This window comes from Micromonospora mangrovicola (assembly GCF_047200535.1).
Taxonomy (GTDB): Bacteria; Actinomycetota; Actinomycetes; order Mycobacteriales; family Micromonosporaceae; genus Micromonospora.
Window position 1 is genome coordinate 1 of the sequence record NZ_JBJZOG010000001.1, and the last position, 20,786, is coordinate 20,786.

Genomic DNA, 20,786 nt, shown 5'->3' on the forward strand with positions numbered 1-20,786 from the left:
ACGGGAGATCAGGCCTGGCGGACAGCCTCGCCCTCGATCTCGATCTTGATCTTCTTGCCCACCAGGACGCCGCCGGTCTCCAGCGCGACGTTCCAGGTGAGGCCGAAGTCCTCGCGGTCGATCTCGGTGCTCGCGGAGAAGCCGAAGATGTCCTGACCGAACGGGCTGCGGCCGACACCCTCGAACTCGACCTCGAGTTCGACCGGGCGGGTGACGCCCTTGATGGTCAGCTCGCCGGAGAGGACGAACTCGTTACCGTCGTGGGACTTCACACCGGTGCTGCGGAACTCCAGGGTCGGGAACTGCTCGACGCCGAGGAACTCCGGGCTGCGCAGGTGCGCGTCACGGTCGGCCTGCGCGGTGCTGATGCTGGCCGCCTGGATGGTGGCCGTCACGGCGGACTGCATCGGGTCCTCCGCCACCGTGATCGTGGCCGCCGCCTCGGCGAACTCACCGCGCACCTTGCTGACCATCATGTGCCGGGCGACGAACCCGACGCGCTTGTGAGCCGCGTCCAGCAGGTACGTACCGGCGGTCGGGATGGTGAGGCCTTCCCACTCGCGGGTAACGGCTTCGGTGCTGCTGGTCATGGTGCTGTCCTCCACGGAGATTGTTTAGTAGCCCAACGACTGACTGAGCAACTATAGGCACAGCAATATTCCCTCTGTCAAGGACTGCTAGGATGGAGCCGTGGACCACAACGTGTTCGACGATCCCCGGATCACCGCCATCGGCCTCCTCTTCGAGGCGAGCGCCGGGCTGTCGGCCCGGTTCGCCGCCCAGTTCGAGGAGCACGGCCTCTCCCCGGTCGAGTTCGAGGTGCTGATGCGGCTCTCCCGCTCACCCGGCCATCAGCTGCGCATGACCGATCTCGCGGCGCAGACCTCCCTCTCCACCAGCGGGGTGACCCGGGTGGTCGACCGGATGGAACGCGACGGCCTGCTCTGCCGCCGGGCCTGCCCCTCCGACCGGCGCAGTTCGTACGCGGTGGTCACCGCCGCCGGCCTCGCCCGGCTGGACGAGACCCTGCCGGGGCACCTGCAGATCATCGAGCAGTGGTTCACCGGCCAGCTCGACCCCGCCGCCCTGGCCGCTCTCCTCGACGGCCTGCGCCAGGTCCGCGATGCGGTCCACCCGGGCGCGACCGCCGGGAGCACCGACCTGAGCCCGACCCAGCTGCCGTCCGCCGCCGGCTGCTGAGCCGGCCGGGAATACCGGCCGGCTCACCGGCAGAAACACCGGCAGAACGCGCCGAGTACCCGCGCATAAGACTGCAGAAACGCCCAAGTCACCTCGGCACCCTGGATAGGCTTCCGACGAGCGGGGGCGCACCGGGGGGTGCCGGCGCGAGCGATGAGCGAGGGGCAACACCAGGGGGCTTCTTCGCTCGCGCCACCCCCGCTCCCTCGTCGGGCGCGCAGCGGTCGGTCAGCGCCGCCCGCGCCCGGCCACCAGGGCGTAGAGCAGCTCCTCCTCACGAGGCAGCAGGCTGATGCCGCTCGACCGGCGCGCCCGGTCCAGCCGGTCCAGCACCGTCACGTCGGCCGTGCTCGCGGCGAGCCCCACCAGCGCCTCGATCAGGTCGCGCCGGTCCCGGCCGTCGACCGCCGCCGCGGCAGCCGCCTCGAACCACTCGGCCGCCAGTTCCCGGTCGCCCCGACGCAGTGCGAGGTGCCCCTCGATCAGCGCACAGACCGCGTCCTCCGGCCGGCGGGCCCGGACCGTTCCGGTCGGACCCACCGCGGTCGGTGACCGCTGCCCCAATACCGGCAGGACGGGCCGCAGCTCGGCCACCACGCTCAACGCCTCCGCCGGGCGCCCCTGCTCGGCCAGGGCCAGTCCGACCGTGCCGAGCGCCCGGCGACGCTGCCCCGGATCGCCCGACTCGGCCAGCGCCGCCGCCACCCGCCGCCCCTGCTCGACGGCGTCGACGTACCGGCCCTCCAAGCGGATGACCTCGGCGAGGCTGGCCCGGGCCTGCAACCGGAGCCGCTGATCCCCGCACTCCGCGGCCAGGCGGTCCACGGTGGCCAGCCGGCGGCGCGCCCCCGTCAGATCACCCACCCGTACGTCGTGCCAGGTCAGGTGCGTCTGGGCGACCGCCGTCTCGCGTACCCGGCCGTGCCGCCTGGCCGCCTCCAGCAGCGCCTGCGCCTGATCCCGGGCCTCGTCGTGGGCCCCGACGGCGGGCAGCAGCGCACAGAGCACCGAGCGGGCCGACAGCTCGCCGGTCACCTCCCCGGCGGCATGGAAGACGGCCAGCGCGGCACGCGCCCCCGACAACTCCTCCGGACCGGCACCGTGCTCGACGGCCAGCCGGGCCGCCCCGAGCATCGCCCAGGCCCGCAGCGCCGGATCGGCGTCCGCGGTACGCGGATCGGCCAGCAGCCGCCGCAGCCACCGCCGCCCGGAGGCGTCCCGCCCGCGCAACCGCCACCAGCGGGGCAGCGCCGCCGCCAGCCGCAGCGCGGTCCCCGGGTCGTCCTCGGCGGCGTGCCCGAGCGCGGCGATGATGTCGCTGGTCATCTCGTCCAGCACCCGCACGGCGCCGGGTACGTCCGCGCCGACCAGGTTCGGGGCGGTCCGCCGCACCAGCCCGGCCACGACGAGGGCGTGCCGGCGCCGGATCCGGGCCAGTTCTCCCTCACCGCCGGCCTGCTCGGCGGCGAAGTCCCGGACCGCGTCGAGGAGGCGGAACCGGAACGGGCCGGTGCCCCGGACACTCAGGAGGCCGAGTTCCCGGAGCCGGTCGAGCAGCGGAACGGCGTCCTGCCGGTCGCCGTCGTCGGCGAGCAGCTCCTCGGCCAGCTCCACCGACCAGCGGTTGCGGAAGGCGGAGAGCCGGCGCAGCGCCGCCTGGTCCTCAGACGCGAGCAGCCGGTAGCTGGTCGCCACCGCCTCGCGCAGGGTCACCGAGGCCGCGGGCCGGTCGGCCGGCCGCCAGCCGGGGCGGCGGCCGGTGGCGAGGTCGAGGACCCGGTCGCCGTACCGGTCGAGCAGCTCGGTGACGTCGAGGATCCGGCCCCGGGCCGCCATCAGCTCGATGGCCAGCGGCAGGCCGCCGAGGCGACGGACCAGGGCGGCGAGCGCCGGCAGCTCGGCCGGGGTGGGCGGCTCGGGCCGCACCTTGGCGAGTCGCGCGGCGAACAGCGCCGTGGCCGGCCAGCGGGTCAGCTCCGCCGGCCCGGCCGGGGTGACCCCGACCGGCGGCACATCGAGCGGCGCGACCGGGCGGACCAGTTCGCCGGGCAGACCGACCGGGCGGCGACCGGTGACCAGCACCCGCAGGGTCGGCGCGGCGGCGACCAGCGTCGCGAGCGCCTCGGCCACCGGCTCGGGCGCCCGTTCCACCGCGTCGACCATCAGCAGGGCCGGCCGGTCGGCGAGATGACAGGCGAGGTCGGCCAGCCGGTTCACCCCGAGGACCGCGACCGAGGCGGCGAGCACGTCGGTGGCGTCGGAGCCCTCGCCGATCAGTACCCCGGCCACGCCGGCCGGGTGGTCGCCGGCCACCGCGTACGCGACGGTGAGGGCGAGCGCGGTCTTGCCGACGCCGGCCAGCCCCACCAGGCTTACCACCGGGTGTTCGGCGCCGAGCAGGGCGGCCACCTCGGTGACGTCCCGGTCCCGGCCGAGCAGCGGCCCCGGTTGGGGCAGCGCGATCGACGTACCGGATCGGGCGGCGGCACCGGCGGTCGGGGGCGGCCCGGTCGGGGGCGGCGCGGTGGCCGCGGCCGGCCGGGCGGCGGCGAGGAACGCCTGCCGGCCGTCGCCGCTCAGGCCGAGGGCGTCGGCGAGCAGGTCGACGGTGGTGCGCTGGGGCCGCGCGGCCCGGCCCCGCTCCAGATCGCGGACGGTCCGCACCCCGACGCCCGCCCGCGCCGCCAGCTCGGCCTGGGTGAGGCCGGCGGCGAGCCGGTGCCCGCGCAGCAGATCGGGCAGCGGGGTACGGCCACCCGGGCTCCGCGAACGGTCATGATCCGGAGTCATGGGCACGAAGAGTACGGATCGGCTCCGACGTGCCACAGCGGATCGTCGGGCAGCCGACCGTCCACGGCGGATATCCGACAGCCGGGTGGCCCGTCCGGGCCGACCGGCCCGGACGGGGCCGGGTCACATGCCCAGGTCGCGGGCGATGACCATGCGCTGCACCTCGCTGGTGCCCTCGCCGATCTCCAGGATCTTGGAGTCCCGCCAGAACCGGGCCACCGGGTACTCGTTCATGAAGCCGTAGCCGCCGTGGATCTGGGTGGCCTCGCGGGCGTTGTCCACCGCGATGGTGCTGGCGTGCAGCTTGGCAATCGCGGCCTGCCGCTTGAACGGTTCGCCAGCCAGCATCCGGGCGGCGGCGTCGTAGTACGCCAGGCGAGCGGTGTGCGCCTTCAGCTCCATGTCGGCGATCTTGAACTGGATCGCCTGGTAGTTGCCGATCGGCTGGCCGAAGGCCTGGCGCTCCTTGGCGTACTTGATCGACTCGTCGACGCAGCCCTGGGCGAGACCGACGGCGAGCGCGGCGATGGCGATCCGCCCCTCGTCGAGAATGCGCAGAAACTGGGCAAAGCCCCGGCCGCGCTCGCCGAGCAGGTTCTCCGCCGGCACCCGGCAGTCGTCGAAGGTCAGCTCGTGGGTGTCCGAGGCGGTCCAGCCGACCTTGGAGTAGCCGGGCGCGACGGTGAAGCCGGGCGTGCCGGACGGGACGATGATGGTGGACAGCTCCTTGCTGCCGTCCGGCTTCGTCCCGGTGACCGCGGTGACCGTGACCAGCACGGTGATGTCGGTGCCCGAGTTGGTGATGAACGCCTTCGAGCCGTTGATCACCCACTCGTTCGTCTTCTCGTCGAGCACCGCCCGGGTCTGGGTACCGCCCGCGTCCGAGCCGAAGCCCGGCTCGGTCAGCCCGAAGCCCGCGAGGGCCTCGCCGCTGAGCAGCTTCGGCAGCCACTGCGCCTTCTGCTGGTCGGTGCCGAACCGGTGGATCGGCATCGCACCGAGGGAGACCGCCGCCTCCAGGGTGATCGCCACGCTGGAGTCGACCCGGGCCAACTCCTCCAGGGCCAGGCAGAGCGCGAAGTAGTCGCCGCCCATGCCGCCGTGCTCCTCCGGGAAGGGCAGGCCGAACAGGCCCATCTTCCCCATCTGGCGGATGATCTCGTACGGGAAGGTGTGCTGCTCGTAGTGCTCGGCGATGGTCGGGGCGACCACCTCGCGGGCGAAGTCCCGCACGCTGGACCGCAGCGCCTCTTGTTCCTCGCTGAGCCGGAAGTCCATCTGCTCCTCCTGTGGGAAGCCCTGAGCCTCGTCGGTGAGTGGGCCGCCGGGCGCTCGTGGCGCCGGGACGGGGTGGTGCTGCGGGATGCTCAGACCGGGGTGACGCCGTGCCGGCGCTTGGAGAAGTGCCGCTCCTTGCCCCGGGCGGCGGCGAACCGGCGGACCAGTTCGGCCCGGAGCTCGTGCGGTTCGACGATCGCGTCGACCACCAGTTCGCTGGCGAGCCGGACGATGTCGATGTCCCGCTCGTACTCCTCGCGCTTCGCGGCGACGAAGGCGGCCCGCTCGGTCTCGTCGGAGATCGCGGCGATCTTGTTGGCGTAGACGGCGTTGACCGCGGCCTCCGCGCCCATCACCGCGATCTTCGCGGTCGGCAGGGCGATCGTCGCGTCCGGCTCGAAACCGGGGCCGGCCATCGCGTAGAGGCCGGCGCCGTACGCCTTGCGGACCACAACGCAGATCTTGGGTACGGTCGCCTCGGAGATCGCGGTGATCATCTTGGCGCCGTGCCGGATGATGCCCTGCTTCTCCACCGCGCTGCCGACCATGAACCCGGGCACGTCGCTCAGGAACAGCAGCGGCACGTTGAACGCGTCGCAGAGCTGCACGAAGCGGGTCGCCTTGTCGGCCGAGTCGACGAAGAGCACGCCGCCCTTGAACATCGAGTTGTTGCCGACCACGCCGACGACCTCGCCGTTCAGCCGGCCGAAGCCGATGGTCAGCTCCTTGGCCCAGAGCGCCTGGATCTCGAAGAAGCTGCCCTCGTCGAGCAGGCCCTTGACGTACCGGCGCATGTCGAAGGCCTGCCGCTCGCTGGCCGGGACCAGCGCGGCCAGGTCGGCCTTCTCCGGCGCGGCCACAGCCTCGGCGGTCGGCGGCACCTGCGTCCAGTTGGCCGGCAGGTACGACAGGTATCGCCGGACCACGTCGAGCGCGTCGGCCTCGGTTTTGCAGAGGAAGTGGCCCACGCCGGACTCGGCGCAGTGCACCTTGGCCCCGCCCATCGCTTCCAGGGTGGTCTTCTCGCCGGTGACCATCTCGACCATCCGGTCGGAGCCGAGGTACATGCTGGCGTTGCCGTCCACCATCGCGACTACGTCGCAGAACGCCGGGATGTACGCCCCGCCCGCGGCGCTCGGCCCGAAGAGGGCGCAGACCTGCGGGATCGAGCCGGAGGCGCGGACCTGGTTCCAGAAGATCTTGCCGGCGCCGCGCCGGCCGGGAAAGAGCTCGACCTGGTCGGTGATCCGGGCGCCGGCCGAGTCGACCAGGTAGACCATCGGCACGCCGGTCGCGTACGCCCGCTCGATGATCCTGATGATCTTCTCGACGGTACGCGCGCCCCAACTGCCGGCCTTGACGGTGGAGTCGTTCGCCATCAGGCAGACCTGTCGGCCGTCGATGGTGGCGGTGCCGGTGACCACGCCGTCGGCGGGCAGCCCTTCGGCCATCGCGTTGGCGTAGAGGCCGTCCTCGACGAAGGAGCCCTCGTCGACCAGGAGCGCGACCCGCTCGCGGGCGAACAGCTTGCCCTTGGCGGCGTTCGCCGCGTGGTACTTGTCCGCACCGCCGGCCCTGGCGCGCTTGCCCAGCTGCTCCAGTGCCTCACCGTCGAGCGTCACGCCGACTCCCTCGCCACCCGCGCCTCGTGAGCGCGCCGACCGACCTGAACGATCGTTAGGGTAGCGCATCCGCGCCCGCTCCGGCGAGCCCACCGCCCGGCCGCCACCCGATCGGCTCCGGACGCGGAAAACGGCGGTGCCCGAGGCGCCGGACACCGCCATTTCGCGCGAAACCGGGTAGGTCACCCGGCCCGGCCTCAGGACGGCAACGGAGTGAGGCGGGTACGGGGGCCGGCGCGGAGCACGCCGGACGGGAGCTTCTTGCCGACCAGCTCCTCGGCCAGCTCGGCCGCCTCGATCAACGCATCCAGGTCGATTCCGGTGTCGATGCCCATGTCGTGCAGCATGTGCACCGCCTCCTCGGTGGCCAGGTTGCCGCTCGCGCCCGGGGCGTACGGGCAGCCGCCGAGGCCGCCGACGCTGGCGTCGAACTCGGTGATCCCCAGCTCCATGGCGGTCAGCATGTTGGCCAGGGCGGTACCCCGGGTGTTGTGGAAGTGCAGCAGCACCGGGACGTGGGCGTTCCGGTCCCGGACCGCGGTGACCAGCTCGCGGACCCGGCGGGGCGTACCCATGCCGGTGGTGTCGCCGAAGGCCACCCGGTCGGCACCGTCACGGACCACCCGGTCGACGATGCCGGCCACCCGCTGCGGGTCGACGTCCCCCTCGTACGGGCAGCCGAAGCTGGTCGCCACGATCACCTCGGCCCGGGCGCCGGCACCGTGCAGCAGGTCGATCAGCTCGGCGATGTCGTCCAGCGACTCCTCGGTCGAGCGGTTGACGTTGCGCCGGTTGTGCGTGTCGCTGGCCGACACCACCACCTCGATCTCGGTGAAGCCGGCGGCGAGGGCCCGCTGCGCGCCCCGGCTGTTCGGCACCAGCGCCGAGTAGCGCACCCCGGCCGCCTTCGTGGCCCGCTGCCACACCTCGTCGGCGTCGGCCATCTGCGGGATCGCCTTCGGATGCACGAAGGACACCGCCTCGATCCGCTGGACGCCGGTGCCGGAGAGCGCGTCGAGCAGCCGCACCTTGGCGTCGGTGGGGATCGGCTCCTCGTTCTGGAGTCCGTCCCGGGGCCCGACCTCCCGGATGGAGACGAAGTCCGGCAGTTCCGCCATAGGGGTCACCTCACTGTGACGGTGTTACGTGATGGGTCCTTCCACCCTGCCACCCCGCCGGGCCACGGCGCACCCGGCCCGGCGGCCCGGGTCAGCGCATCCGGGAGACGATGCCCGTGTCGTAGTCGCCGGAGAGGAACTCCGGGTTCTCCAGCAGCTCGGCGAAGAACGGGAGGTTGTTCTTCGGGCCGGCGATCTCGAACTGGGCCACCGCGGCCCGCGCCCGCTCCACCGCCTCCTCGCGGGTGGCCCCGCTGACGATCAGCTTGGCCATCAGGCTGTCGTAGAACGGCGTGACCGTGTTGCCGGCGACGTAGCCGGAGTCGACCCGGACACCGGCACCGGCCGGCTCGTTCCAGGTGGTGATCGCACCCGGACCGGGGAGGAAACGCTTCGGGTCCTCGGCGTTGATCCGCAGCTCGATGGCGTGCCCGTGCGGGGTGAGCGCGTCCGGGTCGAAGGTCGGGGCCAGGCCGGCGGCCACCCGCAGCTGCTCCTCGACCAGGTCGACGCCGTAGACGTGCTCGGTGACCGGGTGCTCGACCTGGAGCCGGGTGTTCATCTCCAGGAAGAAGAACTCCTGCGTGGCCGGATCGAGGAGACACTCGACGGTGCCCGCGTTGCGGTAGTTGACCGCCTCGCCGGCCCGCACCGCCGCGGCGAGGAAACGCTCGCGCAGCTCCGGGGAGACCGCCGGGGACGGCGACTCCTCGACCAGCTTCTGGTTGCGCCGCTGCACCGAGCACTCGCGCTCGCCGAGGGCCACCACCCGGCCGTCGGCCAGCCCGAGGATCTGCACCTCGACGTGGCGCACCCGGGGGAAGTACCGCTCGATGAGCACCGAGCCGTCGCCGAACATCCGCTCGGCGAACGAGCGGACCTTGTCGTACTCGGTGCGCAGCGCGGCCTCGTCGGCCGCCACACCCATGCCCATGCCGCCACCACCGGCCGCGGCCTTGACCATCACCGGGTAGCCGATCCCGGCGGCGGCGGCGACCGCCGCGTCCAGGTCGGCCGCCGGATCCGTGGTGCCGGGCGCGACCGGCACCCCGGCCGCCGCCATCAGGTTCCGGGCGTTGATCTTGTCGCCCATCGCGGTGATCGCGTCCGCGCCGGGCCCGACCCAGATCAGGCCGCTGGCCTCGACGGTACGGGCGAAGTCGGCGTTCTCCGACAGGAAGCCGTAGCCGGGGTGGATCGCCTGGGCCCCGGTCTTCTTCGCCGCGGCGAGGATCGCCTCCACGTTCCGGTAGCTCTGCGCCGGGTTGGCCGGCCCGACGCACACCGCCTCATCGGCCTCGGTCACGAACGGCAGGCCGGCGTCGGCCTCCGAGTGCACCGCGATCGCCCGGATCCCGAGCCTCTTCGCGGTACGGATGACCCGGCGCGCGATCTCGCCCCGGTTGGCGATCAGCAGCGACTCGATCATGTTTTCCTCCAGCGTCCATGGGTGGGGACGGCTGTCAGGTAACCATGCCCCGCCGGTCAACTACGAGTCGCCCCGACGGTGGCGGTGCACCGGCCCAGGTCAGGCGGGATCGGTCGGGGCCAGCAGGGCAGCGAGCGTCGCGCCGCGCAGCAGCTCGGCCCGGCGCCGGCGGTCCACCTCGCCACCGAGGAACGGTGTGGAGTTCATCAGGCCGAAGGCCGCGTGGGCGAGCACCCGCGCCTCACCGTCCGGCAGGCCCGGGTGCAGCGCGGTCAGCACGGCCACCCACTCCTCGACGTAGAGCCGTTGGAGCCGGCGGATGCGGCGGCGCGGCTCGTCGGGGAGGCGGTCCAGCTCGTGCAGGTGCAGGGCGATCACCGCCGGGTTGGCCAGCGCGAAGTCGACGTGGAAGTCGATCAGCGACTCCAACGTGCCGCGCGGGTCGTCCGGATGGTTGGCGGCCCGTTCCCGGCCGCCCGCGAGCAGCCCCTCGCTGACCGGGATCAGCGCGGCGACCAGCATCGCCTCCTTGCCGGCGAAATGGTGGTAGAGCGCCGGGCCGGTGACCCCGGCGGCGGCACCGATGTCGTCCATCGACACGCCGTGGTAGCCGCGGGCGGCGAAGAGCCCGACCGCGATCTCCAGGATCTCGTCCCGCCGGGACCGGCGTCGGCCCGTACCCGTCGCGCCCCGCGCCTGCTGTTCCACCGCCACCGGGCCAGCCTAGACCGAGCCTCCGCCGCGGCGAAGGCTCGGTTACCCATCGGTCGGTTCAGCCGCCAGCCGGCGTCCAGGCCGTGGTCGGCCCGGGAATCATCGCTGATTGGTGGCTTCCCTCCAGCTAGGCGACGCCGGGTTGACCACCCGCCCGGCGCACCTCCCGATCCGCCTCGTCGTGGGCGAGGCCGGTCGTACCGAGCAGGTCGGTGGCGATCGCCCTGATCTGGGCGACCACGACCTGACCCGAGAACCCAAGACCCTGCTGGTGCGCCTCGCTCGCCTTGGCCACCGACCGGCACACCAGGGCGACCGCGTCCCGGGGCGTGTGCCCACGTTGCAGGTCCCGCCGCACCACGGCGGCCGCCTCGGCCAGCGCCGCGACCGACTCCACCAACTCGCGCGGTCGTGGCTCGTCGTCGCGCAGCAGTGTCACACTGCGCCGGGCCAGGACCCGGGTGTTACGGGCCGACCGCTCGATGTACTCGGCCGACTCGACGTACCGGCTCAAAGCGTCACGCGCATGCCACCGCAAGGGCGCCAGCGTGGCCGCCTCCCGCCCCTCGGGCAGCGCGGCGTGCAGGGCGTCGACCTTCGCCTCACCCTCCCGCACCAGGACCAGCGCGTCGTGCGCCCGGTCGACGTTCCGTTCCGACAGGCCACGGGCCACGCCCCGAAGCCCGTCGATGAGCACGTCCAGCGCCGGTCTCGCGACCCGGGACATCACGGTGAGCGGATTGACCGGCAACAGCAACGCCATCACCGCCAGGGCGACACCGCCGCCGATCAGCGCATCGATCACCCGGACGAAGAAGATGCCCTGGCTCGGCGGTGACAGCGTCGCGATCAGTACCGCGGAGACCGTCGACTGCGCCACCACCGCCGCGGTCCCGCCCGCGAAGATCGCCGCCGACATCGCCAGCGCGACGGCCAAGCCGAGCTGCCAGCCGCCGGTGCCGATCAGGAAGATCAGCCCGTCACCGACGGCCACGCCGAGCGCAACTCCCAGGACGAGCTCCACCGCCCGACGGAACCGCTGTCCGGTGGATATCCCGAGTGTGATCACCGCCGAGATCGGCGCGAACACCGGAGCTGGATTGCCGACCAGGTTGTGGGCCACTCCCCAGGACACGATGGTGGCGACCGAGGTCTGAGCCACCACGATCGAAAGGGCACCGAGCCTCTGCCACCGCTGCCGCAACCCGCTTCGCACCCGGTCCCAGGAGACGGCCGCCGCGTCCCTCACTCCAACCGTCCGCAGCTCACCGCAACCGGCCACATCCCCTTAATCACGGTTAACACGGTAGGCACCGACGCGGCCACCAGACCGCCGATCGGGCGTACCGGGTCGCCGGCCTCGGCGGGGTTCTCGACCGCGACACTGCCGGCCGGCCCGAGCAACCCGGCGCATCCGGGGCGCGGGAGACGCCGGTCGCGCCATACCGGGCACCTTCCCGGGACAGTCCCGGCCGGCGCGGGCGCGACGGTCGGTGTGGCTGACCGTCGCGCCCCCGGTCAGTCCTCCTCGATGCCGTGCTCGGCGCGGATCTTCGCCGCCTCGGCGGGGCGGCCCTGGTCGTCGAGGGCGCGGGCCAGCAGCCAGGCGGCCTGGGCGGCCGGGCGGGAGCCGCTGGGCAGCCCGCCCAGCACCGGGCGCAGCAGCCGCTCGGCCTCCTCGGGCCGGCCGTCCCGCAGCAGCAACTCCCCGGTGAAGACCTCGACCTGCGCCGCCTCACCGAACGCCTCGATCGACCGGAGCCGCTCCGGCAGGCCGGTCACCCGGTCCAGCGCGGCGGTCACCCGGTCCTCGGCCGTCAGCACCCGGGCCACCGCGTCGGCGGCCATCGCCCGCTCGTACGTCACCACGGGCGGCTCGTCGGGCAGGCCGGCGAGCGTACCGGCGGCCTCGTCGACCCGCTCGATCGCGGCCGCCGCGGCCGGCAGGTCACCCGACCAGTGCAGGGCGAGCAGCTCCCGCCGCCGGGCCCGCAGCTCGTCCACCGGATGCCCGGCGAGCCGGTACGCGGCGGCCGCCGCCGCGAACTTCTGCGCGGCCACGGCGTCCCGGTCGGCGTCGTAGAGGATCCCGCCCGCCTCCTCCAGCACCTGCGCCCGGTGCGGAAGATTGTCCGGGCCGTCCAGGTTCTCCGCGAGCTGCTCGAGCAGCGCCAGCGCCGGATCGATCTCGCCGAGCCCCTGGTAGATGCCGGCCAGCAGGTGCCGGCACCGGTCGGCCTCGGCCTGCGCGCCGGCCCGATCCAGCCCGAGCACCGCCTCCTCGGCCACTTCGGCGGCCTCGCCGAGCCGACCGGCCAGCCGGTAGGCGTTCGCCAACTCCCAGCGGAGCAGCGCGTCTCCCGGCAGCCCCTGCTCGACGCAGAGGGTGACCGCCTCGGCGAGGTCCTCCACCGCCTCGGCGGCCCGGTCGGCGGCGAGCAGCGCCCGCCCCCGGGTGACGCGGACCGGCAACCGGGCGGCGGCCAGCGCGGCGGCCAGCGCCTCGTCGCAGGCCGTCACGGCCTCGGCCGGGTCGTCCGCCGAGCGGGCGTGCGCGAGGCAGGCGGCGGTCAGCATCTCGCCGTCGCCCAGCTCCCGGGTGAGCCGGCGGGCATGCGCCGCCGCCTCCCGGAACTCGTCGGCCCGCTCCAACTGCTCCAGCACGTGCGTGCGGTGCAGCGCCACCCGGCCCGCCAGCCACGGGTCGACGTCGGCCCCGGCGGTGGCCCGGTCGAGCGCGTCCAGCGCGTCCGACCACTGCCCACGGTGCACGTGGGCCACGGCCAACCGGTCCCAGGCGGCGGCCCGTTCACGCCGGTCACCGTGCTCCGCGAGGTGCTCGGCCGACTCCCGGGCCAGGGCCAGCCCCTCCTCCGCACCCTCCTCGGTGGTGCAGAGCAGCGTGCCCAGCCGGCCGGCGACCACCTGCGCCCGGAGCGGGTCCGGCACCTTCCGCCAGGCGGCCAGCGCGGCCCGGTTGGCCTCGATCGCCACGCCCACCTCGTCGCCGTCCTGCTCGGACAGCTCGCCGGCCCGCAACTCCAGCCGCCAGGCCCGGGTGCCCGCCGGCAGCTCGGCGTCGCCGTACCGCTCGTCGAACGCCCGCAGCACGGCGACCAGCCCGTCCCGGCGATGGGTCCGCCAGCACTCGTCGGCCAGTGCCAGCAGTTCGTCGGCGCCGGCCTGGGCCGGCACGGTGACCGGCGCCGGCGTGGCGGACGCCGTCCCGCCGTCCGGGGCGGGCGTCGAGCCGCTGCCGCCCGGCACCGCTGCGCCGCCGCGCTGGGCCGGCACCGGCCGGCGCCGCAGGCTGGCGGAGAGCGGCAGGTGCTCGCCGACCGGGCCGGCCGCGAGGCGCCGGGCGATCAGCCCGGACTGGTGGGCGGTGCCGTTGCGGGCGTCGAACCGCTCGGCCAGCGCGGTGGCCGTGCCGGCCAGCTCGTCGGCGAGTACCCCCGCCGGCACGTCGGCGGCCGCCCGGTCGCCGGCCGCCCGCCGGTGCACGGCCAGCTCGGCCGGCACCTGGCGCAGCGCCGCCGAGGCGGCGGCCGCGAAGTGCATGGCGGCCGCCGGGGTGGGTGCCCGGTCCAGCCAGTCGAGGTGCCGTTCGACCAGCTCCAGGGCGCGCGCCTCGTTACCGGTCACGGTGCAGAACTCGATGTGGTCGGAGATCTCCCACAGGTCGGCGAGGCGCCCACGCAACCGCCGGTACGCCTCCCGGTGCGCGTTCCGTGCGGCGTCCGCCCGGCCGGTCTCCCGGTACGGCGTGAGCAGCGCGGTGAGGATCGCCTGCGGCTGCTCGGTGCAGCTCAACCGGCCGGCGAGGACCGGCTCGGCCAGCGCCACCGCCTCGTCGTGCCGCCCGGTGCCGGCCAGGTGCTCGACCTGGGTGGTCGGATCGCAGCCGGCGCAGTCGGAGAGGGCGTCCCGGGGCGTGGTCATCCAGCGGCGGTACCACTCCGCCGCCTCCACCTCGGCGCCCAGGTGCGCCGCGACCAGGTAGCGGTGCTTGTACACGGCCTGGAGGGTGTGCCCGGACTCGCGGTAACGCCGCTCCATGTCGTCGAGCACCGCGTACGTCCGGTCCAGCGGCAGCTCGGGGAACTTCAGCATGGCGGTGACCATGTACTTGAAGAACCAGAGCAGCTGGTGCGTGTAGCGCTGGTGGTAGGGCTGCGGGTCGCGGTCGTACTCGGCGAGGCACCAGGAGAAGGTGACAAAGGACTTCGCCGGCTCGCCGCCGTACACGTACGCGGTGGTGCCGGTGATCCGGGCAGCGAAGGCGAGGTGCCGGTCCTCGCTCACGTCGGCCCGGCGCAGCAGCTGCTCCAGCGCGGCGATCTGCCCCGGGCCGTACGGCATGTTGTCGATCTCGTAGAGCATCCGCCAGAGGTCGTCGTCGGCCACGGCTCACTCCCGTCCGGGTACGGCCCGGCCGAGCAGGCCGAGGAAGGAACTGTTCAGCAGGGCGGCGTCCGCCGCCCGGATCGGATGGTGCCCGAGCAGCAGGGCCTGCCCGTAGAGCGCCTCGACGGCCAGCCCGACCAGCTCCGGGTCGGTCAGCGTGATGACCCGGCGGACCAGCGGGTTGCGGTGGTTGAGCACCAGCTGTGGCCGGTCCGGCGGGGCGGAGGCGGCCAGCGCGTCGAGCACCCCGCCCCACAGTTCGTCGGCCTTGTCCCGACTCGCGGCGAGCTGGTCGTGGAACGCGGCCGAGCGGGAGACCAGGTAGAGCGCCGGCAGCGAAACCGGGTCGTACGACCGGACCACCACCTCGCAGCCGAGCCGTTCCAGGGCCCGCTGCGCCCCGGCGAGGAACGGCCGCAGAGCGAGCTCGGTCTGCGGGTCGAGGATGTCGAAGCGGGTGGTGAGGTCGCTCGGCTCCAGCCGCTCGATGAGCACCGACCGGTCCACCGTGGGCAGTCGCTCGATCAGCTCGGTGTCGTACGTGTAGCCGCCGTTGACCACGGCCAGGTCCTGGGCGGCCGCGACGGCGGCGAGCTGGCGGAACTCGTCGAGGCTGGCGGCGTAGCGGAGCACGCCGTGCCGCTGGCGGAACTCGGCGAGGGTTAGCGTGCCGACGTTGGTGTCCATCGGCCACCACTGGTCGACCAGGCGGAGCATCTCGTCGTCGTGCAGGGCGAGCGCCTTGACCCCCAGGTGGTGCACCTGGAGGAACTCGGCGAGCCGGCGCGGGTCGTGCTTGGCCAGCCGGACCAGCCAGCCGCGGACCTGGTCACCGAGGGCGTCCCGGGTGGCGGCGAGCAAAGCGTCCTCGTAGAGCGCCTCGCGACTGGCGGTGGGGCGCAGCTCGCTGGCGTCGACCACGCAGTGGGCGAAGAACGCCCAGTCGGGCAGCAGCCCGTCGGCGTGCTCGGTGAGCAGCATCCGCTTGAGGTGGACCCGGTGCCCGGCCCGGGCGGCCGGGTTGACCGGGGTGGGCAGGATGAAGGCCACCCCGGTTAGGCCCGCCTCGGGCACCGACAGCGGCACCACGTCGAACGGGACGAAGCCGAGCACGTCCCGCGCGTACCGCTGGAGGGCGGCGCGGTCGACCGGCGCGCCCGGAGTGGTCGGCCAGGGCGGCGGGCCGGCGGTGGTCGGGGTGTCGCCGACCCGGACGTCCACCGGCAGCAGGCTGCCGTAGAGGCGGGCCAGCTCGGTCACGGTCGGCACGCCGAACCACTGGTCGGCGTCGGGTCGGGGCACCAGGGTCACCGTGGTGCCGGGTTCGTCGCGGGCCTGCTCGGGCGCCGCGACCCGCACCGCGTAGCGGCCGTCGGACCAGCCCGTCCAGAGCACGGTGGGCTGGTCGGCGTGCCGGGTGACCACCCGGATCTCGTCGGCGACCAGGAAGCAGGAGAGCAGGCCGATGCCGAACTGGCCGAGGAACTCGTGCCGGGAGAAGCCCAGCTCGTCCCGCTTGGAGCTACGGCCGATGGTAGCCAGCAGCTCGTGCACCTGGGCCTCGGTGAGGCCGATGCCGGTGTCGTGCACGCGCAGCGTGCCGTCGCCGGTCAGCTTCGGCGGCTCGATCCGGACCCGGGCCGGGGCGTCCGGCTCGGTCAGCCGGCGCGCGGTGATCGCGTCCACGGCGTTCTGGAGCAGCTCCCGGACGTAGACCCGGGGGCTGCCGTAGAGATGGTGACTGAGCAGGTCGACCACGCCACGGAGGTCGACCTGGAAGGTGCGGTCCACTCGTGCTCCCCGTTCGGTTTCCGGCGCTCACCGTACCGGCCGGCGCCCACACTGTCCGCCCCCCGGCCCGCTTGACCCTCCACCCGGTTCAGGCCGCAGGGTCCGTCGGCATGACCGCTCCCGTACTCGGCCGGGACTTCCGGCTGCTCTGGTCCGCCGCCGTCTCCTCGCGGTTCGGCGACACACTGCGTACGCCGGCACTGGCCCTGCTGGCCGCCACGCTGACCCGTGACCCCCGGGCGATCGCCGCGGTGACCGTGGCCGGGCAGCTCCCGCCACTGCTGCTCGGCCTGCTCGGTGGCGCGTACGCCGACCGTTGGGAGCGCCGCCGGACGATGGCCGCGGTGGACGGGGCGCGGGCCGTGGTGGTGGCCGCCCTGGCCGTGCTGGTCGCCACCGGGCGGGCCGGCGTGGCCAGCCTGGTGGCCGTCGCGTTCCTGCTCGCCGCCCTCGGCACGCTCTTCGACCCGGCCTCGTTCGCGCTGCTCCCGTCGGTGGTGCCGCCGGCCGCCCTGCCCACCGCGAACGGCCGACTCCAGGCCGGCACGGCGGTGGCCGGCGGTTTCCTCGGCGCCCCCCTGGCCGGCGTCCTCTTCGCCGTCGCGGCGGCCCTCCCGTTCGCCGTCGACGCCCTCACCTTCGCCCTCGCCGCCGTCCTCGTCCTCGCGATTCCCGCTTCCCCGGCCCCGGCCGCGGCCCGGCCGCGGCGGTCGGTGTGGCGGGAGTCCTGGGCGGGGGTGCGGTGGGTGCGGCGGGACCGGACCCTGTGGGGGGTCACGGTGGCGAGCGCCGGGTCGAACCTGGCGATCAGCGGGGTGATGGCGGTGCTGGTGCTCTACGCGCTGACCGTGCTGCGGGTGCCGGCGGAGGCGTACGGGTTGTTCGCGGCGGGGGTGGTCGTGGGCGGACTGGTCGGGGCGCTGGCGGCCGGCCGGCTGGCGGCACGGTTCGGCACCCTGCCCGCCCTGCGTGCGGTGCTGGTCTGGCAGACCCTGGCGCTGGCCGGGTTCGCGGTGGCGCGGCACCCGCTGTCCGGCGGGCTGGCGCTGACCTGTTTCGCCGCCGGCACCACGGTCTGGAACAGCCTCTGGTCGGCGTACGGACAGCGGCACGTCCCGCCGGAGCTGCTCGGCCGGGTCCGCGCGGCGCAGCGGGTGGTCGGCCTGGTCAGCGCACCCGTCGGGGCGGCGCTCGCCGGGCTCGCCGGCCAGGCGTACGGCGTGGCCCCGGTGGGCTGGGCGGCGGCCGGGGTCTTCGCCGTGGTCACCGCCGGAGCCTGGCGGACGCTGCGGGGGGCGGGTTCCGCCGTCGAGCGCCGGGCCGAGCCGGTCGCCCGTCCCTAGGCCGGGACGGACAGCGGGTGTCCGGCACGAGGCCGTGCCGGGCACCCGCGGCCGACCGTACCGGGTCCAGGCTGAGCGGCGGTGACGCTGCCCGGGAGGCGCTGGAGGCCTCCCGGCGCCGGGTCAGCGCCGGGCCACCGCCCCGTCGGGGGTGAGCGGGTCGACGGCCGGCGCGCCCGGCTCGAAGCCGGCCAGCCGCACGGCGATCCGCTGCCGAACCGACGGCAGCATCGAGAAGCCCCGGAACATCAGGTCCCGCAGGGGACGGCCGGCGGGCGGGACGGTGGCGAGCCGGGTGAGCCGGTCGGAGAAGGCGAGCACCTCCTCGGCGAGCGGCCGGCGCGCGGTGGCGTACTCGTCCAGCAGGATCGTCGGTTCGCCGGCGAGCACCGCGGCGAGCGCGTCGCCGAGGGCGACCGCGTCCCGGAGGCCGAGGTTCATGCCCTGCCCGCCGGCCGGGCTGTGCACGTGGGCGGAGTCCCCGGCGAGCAGCACCGGCCCGGCCCGGAACGAGCCGGCGATCCGGTGGTGGACCCGGAACCGCGAGGTCCAGAGCAGTTCGGTGATCCGGTTCGACCCGCGAGCGGGTCCCCGCTCGTCGAGCAGCGCCTGGAACTGGGCGACATCCGGGTCGCGCGGCGCATCGGCCACCGCGGCGACCAGCCGGACCACCCCGTCCGGCAGCGGCGCCCAGACCAGCGGCCCCTGCCGGGCCAGGAAGAGCGCGGTCTCGTCGCGGGGCAGCCCGCTGTCCACCCGGGCGTCCGCGAGCAGGAACGACTCACCCGGGTCGGTGGGCGCGCCGAAGTCGATGCCGGACAGTTGGCGGACCGTGCTGTGCATGCCGTCCGCGCCGATCACCCACCGGGCCCGGACCGTCTCCCCACCGGCGAAGCGGGCGGTCGCGCCGGTCTCGTCGAGGTCGAGTCCGGCCAGCTCGTACGGCCGGAGCACCCGGCCGCCGAGCGCGGTCAGCCGGTCGGCGAGCACCGCCTCGGTCTCCGACTGCGACACCATCAGCGCGTACGGATAGCGGGACGGCAGCCGGTCGAAGCGCACGGTGAGCAGCCTGCGGTCCCGGTCGCGGACGGTGAACCGGGGCGACGGCAGGCCGCGGTCGACGAGCGGGGCGGCGACCCCGATCCGGTCGAGCACCTCCAGGGTGCCGGCGTGGACGACGGCGGCCCGGGAGGTGATCGGCGGCGCGGCGGACCGGTCGACGACGGTGGCCGTCACGCCGTGCCGGGCCAGGGTCACGGCCGCCGCCAGGCCGGTCGGTCCGGCCCCCACCACGAGGACGTCGGTGCGCTCGGGAAGCATGTCCCACCTCCGTATGCCAACGATTGTTTGCCAACGCTTGTTGACAAACGGTAGGCGCGACCCGGCGTCAATGTCAACGCTTGTTGGCATACAGTCGTGGACATGACCGACACGGCACCCGGCACCCGTCGCTCGGACGCCACGCGGGCCGCGATCCTGCGCGCGGCCCGAGAACGCTTCGCCGCCGACGGGTACGACCGCGCCACCATCCGGGCCATCGCCGCGGCGGCGCGGATCGACCCGTCGATGGTGATGCGCTACTACGGCAGCAAGGAGGGCCTGTTCGCGGCGGCGGCGGAGTTCGACCTGCGCCTGCCCGACCTGGCCGGCGTACCGAGCGACCGCCTCGGCGAGACGCTGGTCCGCCACTTCCTCGACCGCTGGGAAGGCGACGGAACGCTGGCCGCCCTGCTCCGCGCGGCCAGCACCAACCCGGGCGCGGCCGAGCGGATGAGGGGCATCTTCGCCGACCAGCTCGGCGCGGCCGTGGCCCGGTTCGGCACCGACCCCGCGACCACCGCTCGCCGGGCCGGCCTGGTCGCCAGCCAGATCCTCGGCCTCGCCCTCACCCGGTACATCGTCGGGCTGCCGCCGATGGTCGAGGCTCCGCCGGCCGAGCTGGTCGCCTGGGTGGGACCGACCATCCAGCGCTACCTCACCGGCACGGCCCCGGCCTGACAGTCCCGGCCCGACCGACCCGGCCCGACCAGCGCTGAATGCGGCATGTCGCGGTGTCCCGCCTCGGGGACACCGCGACATGCGGCGGAACGCGAGCGACCAGCCGGTGGGTCAGCCAGCGAGGCCGCCCGGCTGGTCGCCCTTCACGACAGGGGCCCGGACCAGGTTGCCCCACTCGGTCCACGAACCGTCGTAGTTGCGGACCTGCGGGTAGCCGAGCAGGTGGTGCAGCACGAACCAGGTGTGGCTGGACCGCTCGCCGATCCGGCAGTACGCCACCACGTCGTCGGACGGGCTCAGCCCGAGCTGGTCGGCGTAGATGGCCCGCAGCTCGTCCGCGGACTTGAAGGTGCCGTCGTCGTTCGCGGCGGACTTCCACGGCTTGCTCACCGCACCCGGGATGTGCCCGCCGCGCAGCGCGCCCTCCTGCGGATAGTCCGGCATGTGCAGCATCTCGCCGGTGTACTCGCCGGGCGAGCGGACGTCGACCAGCGGCCGGCCGGCCGCCACATGCGCCATGACCTGCTCGCGGTAGGCCCGGATCGGCGCATCGTTGCGCTCCGGCACCGGGTACTCGGCGCGCGGCCGGGCCACCTTCTCCCGGGTCAGCTCACGTCCCTCGGCGATCCACTTCTGCCGGCCGCCGTCCAGCAGCCGGACGTCGGGGTGGCCGAAGAGCGAGAAGACCCAGAGGGCGTACGCGGCCCACCAGTTGAAGTTGTCACCGTAGAAGACCACGGTGTCGTTCCGGCCGATGCCCTTCGCGGCGCAGAGCTCGGCGAAGCTCTCCGCATCCAGATAGTCCCGGGTCACCTGGTCGTTCAGCTCGGTGTGCCAGTCGACCTTGACGGCGCCGGGGAGGTGGCCGGTGTCGTAGAGGAGCACGTCCTCGTCGGACTCGACCACCACGAGGCCCTCGTCGCCCAGGTGCTCGGCCAGCCACTCGGTGGTGACCAGGCGCTGCGGGTCGGCGTACGACTGGAGGCGGGGATTCGGATCGCTCGGCACAGGCATGATCCCCAAGGTACGCCCGATCCGGGGCCGTCAACCGGTCTGCCGGAAATCGGGTGCAGCGAATGTGGCGGGCCGCACGTGA

At 74.1% G+C, this 20,786-nt stretch carries 15 protein-coding genes; 3 read left to right on the forward strand and 12 right to left on the reverse strand.

Annotated elements, in window-relative coordinates:
• Positions 1-8: 8 nt before the first annotated feature.
• Positions 9-590 (reverse strand): YceI family protein, encoded by a 582-nt coding sequence (locus ACL02O_RS00005; protein WP_412815827.1) that lies wholly within the window; start codon positions 588-590, stop codon positions 9-11.
• Positions 591-690: 100 nt separating this feature from the next.
• Here ACL02O_RS00005 and ACL02O_RS00010 point away from each other — a divergent pair, with 100 nt between their 5' ends.
• Positions 691-1,200 carry a MarR family winged helix-turn-helix transcriptional regulator gene (locus ACL02O_RS00010; protein ID WP_412815828.1) on the forward strand — a complete coding sequence of 170 codons (510 nt, stop codon included), beginning with the start codon at positions 691-693 and terminating at the stop codon, positions 1,198-1,200.
• Positions 1,201-1,428: 228 nt separating this feature from the next.
• Here the strand turns inward: ACL02O_RS00010 and ACL02O_RS00015 are convergent, their stop codons facing one another.
• The 9 genes from ACL02O_RS00015 to ACL02O_RS00055 form a co-directional block, all read right to left on the reverse strand.
• The gene (locus ACL02O_RS00015; RefSeq protein ID WP_412815829.1) at positions 1,429-3,990 is read right to left on the reverse strand and encodes an ATP-binding protein; all 2,562 of its coding nucleotides are present in this window, start codon (positions 3,988-3,990) and stop codon (positions 1,429-1,431) included.
• A gap of 123 nt (positions 3,991-4,113) precedes the next feature.
• Positions 4,114-5,268, reverse strand: a complete 1,155-nt coding sequence (locus tag ACL02O_RS00020; RefSeq protein ID WP_412815830.1) for an acyl-CoA dehydrogenase family protein — start codon at positions 5,266-5,268, stop codon at positions 4,114-4,116.
• Positions 5,269-5,357: 89 nt separating this feature from the next.
• Positions 5,358-6,890, reverse strand: a complete 1,533-nt coding sequence (locus ACL02O_RS00025; RefSeq protein WP_412815831.1) for an acyl-CoA carboxylase subunit beta — start codon at positions 6,888-6,890, stop codon at positions 5,358-5,360.
• Between the two features lie 197 nt (positions 6,891-7,087).
• On the reverse strand, positions 7,088-8,008 hold the full coding sequence (locus ACL02O_RS00030) for a hydroxymethylglutaryl-CoA lyase (RefSeq protein ID WP_412815832.1): 921 nt from the start codon (positions 8,006-8,008) through the stop codon (positions 7,088-7,090).
• Between the two features lie 91 nt (positions 8,009-8,099).
• Positions 8,100-9,437, reverse strand: a complete 1,338-nt coding sequence (locus ACL02O_RS00035; protein WP_412815833.1) for an acetyl-CoA carboxylase biotin carboxylase subunit — start codon at positions 9,435-9,437, stop codon at positions 8,100-8,102.
• Positions 9,438-9,536: 99 nt separating this feature from the next.
• Complete coding sequence (locus ACL02O_RS00040; RefSeq protein WP_412815834.1) at positions 9,537-10,151, reverse strand: TetR/AcrR family transcriptional regulator; 615 nt, start codon at positions 10,149-10,151, stop codon at positions 9,537-9,539.
• Between the two features lie 127 nt (positions 10,152-10,278).
• The gene (locus ACL02O_RS00045) at positions 10,279-11,316 is read right to left on the reverse strand and encodes an FUSC family protein (protein ID WP_412815835.1); all 1,038 of its coding nucleotides are present in this window, start codon (positions 11,314-11,316) and stop codon (positions 10,279-10,281) included.
• Between the two features lie 353 nt (positions 11,317-11,669).
• Complete coding sequence (locus ACL02O_RS00050) at positions 11,670-14,558, reverse strand: hypothetical protein (protein ID WP_412815836.1); 2,889 nt, start codon at positions 14,556-14,558, stop codon at positions 11,670-11,672.
• Between the two features lie 3 nt (positions 14,559-14,561).
• Positions 14,562-16,349: an HSP90 family protein gene (locus tag ACL02O_RS00055; protein ID WP_412815837.1), complete on the reverse strand. Its 1,788-nt coding sequence runs from the start codon at positions 16,347-16,349 to the stop codon at positions 14,562-14,564.
• A gap of 110 nt (positions 16,350-16,459) precedes the next feature.
• On the opposite strand from ACL02O_RS00055, the gene ACL02O_RS00060 reads away from it, so the two are divergent.
• Positions 16,460-17,692 (forward strand): MFS transporter, encoded by a 1,233-nt coding sequence (locus ACL02O_RS00060; protein WP_412815838.1) that lies wholly within the window; start codon positions 16,460-16,462, stop codon positions 17,690-17,692.
• Positions 17,693-17,815: 123 nt separating this feature from the next.
• Here ACL02O_RS00060 and ACL02O_RS00065 read toward each other — a convergent pair whose 3' ends face one another.
• Entirely contained in the window at positions 17,816-19,012 is a 1,197-nt protein-coding gene (locus tag ACL02O_RS00065; RefSeq protein WP_412815839.1) for an FAD-dependent monooxygenase, read from the reverse strand.
• 102 nt (positions 19,013-19,114) lie between these two features.
• On the opposite strand from ACL02O_RS00065, the gene ACL02O_RS00070 reads away from it, so the two are divergent.
• On the forward strand, positions 19,115-19,690 hold the full coding sequence (locus ACL02O_RS00070) for a TetR/AcrR family transcriptional regulator (RefSeq protein ID WP_412815840.1): 576 nt from the start codon (positions 19,115-19,117) through the stop codon (positions 19,688-19,690).
• A 111-nt stretch (positions 19,691-19,801) separates the two neighbouring features.
• Here ACL02O_RS00070 and ACL02O_RS00075 read toward each other — a convergent pair whose 3' ends face one another.
• Positions 19,802-20,704, reverse strand: a complete 903-nt coding sequence (locus ACL02O_RS00075; protein WP_412815841.1) for a sulfurtransferase — start codon at positions 20,702-20,704, stop codon at positions 19,802-19,804.
• Between the last annotated feature and the right edge of the window lie 82 nt (positions 20,705-20,786).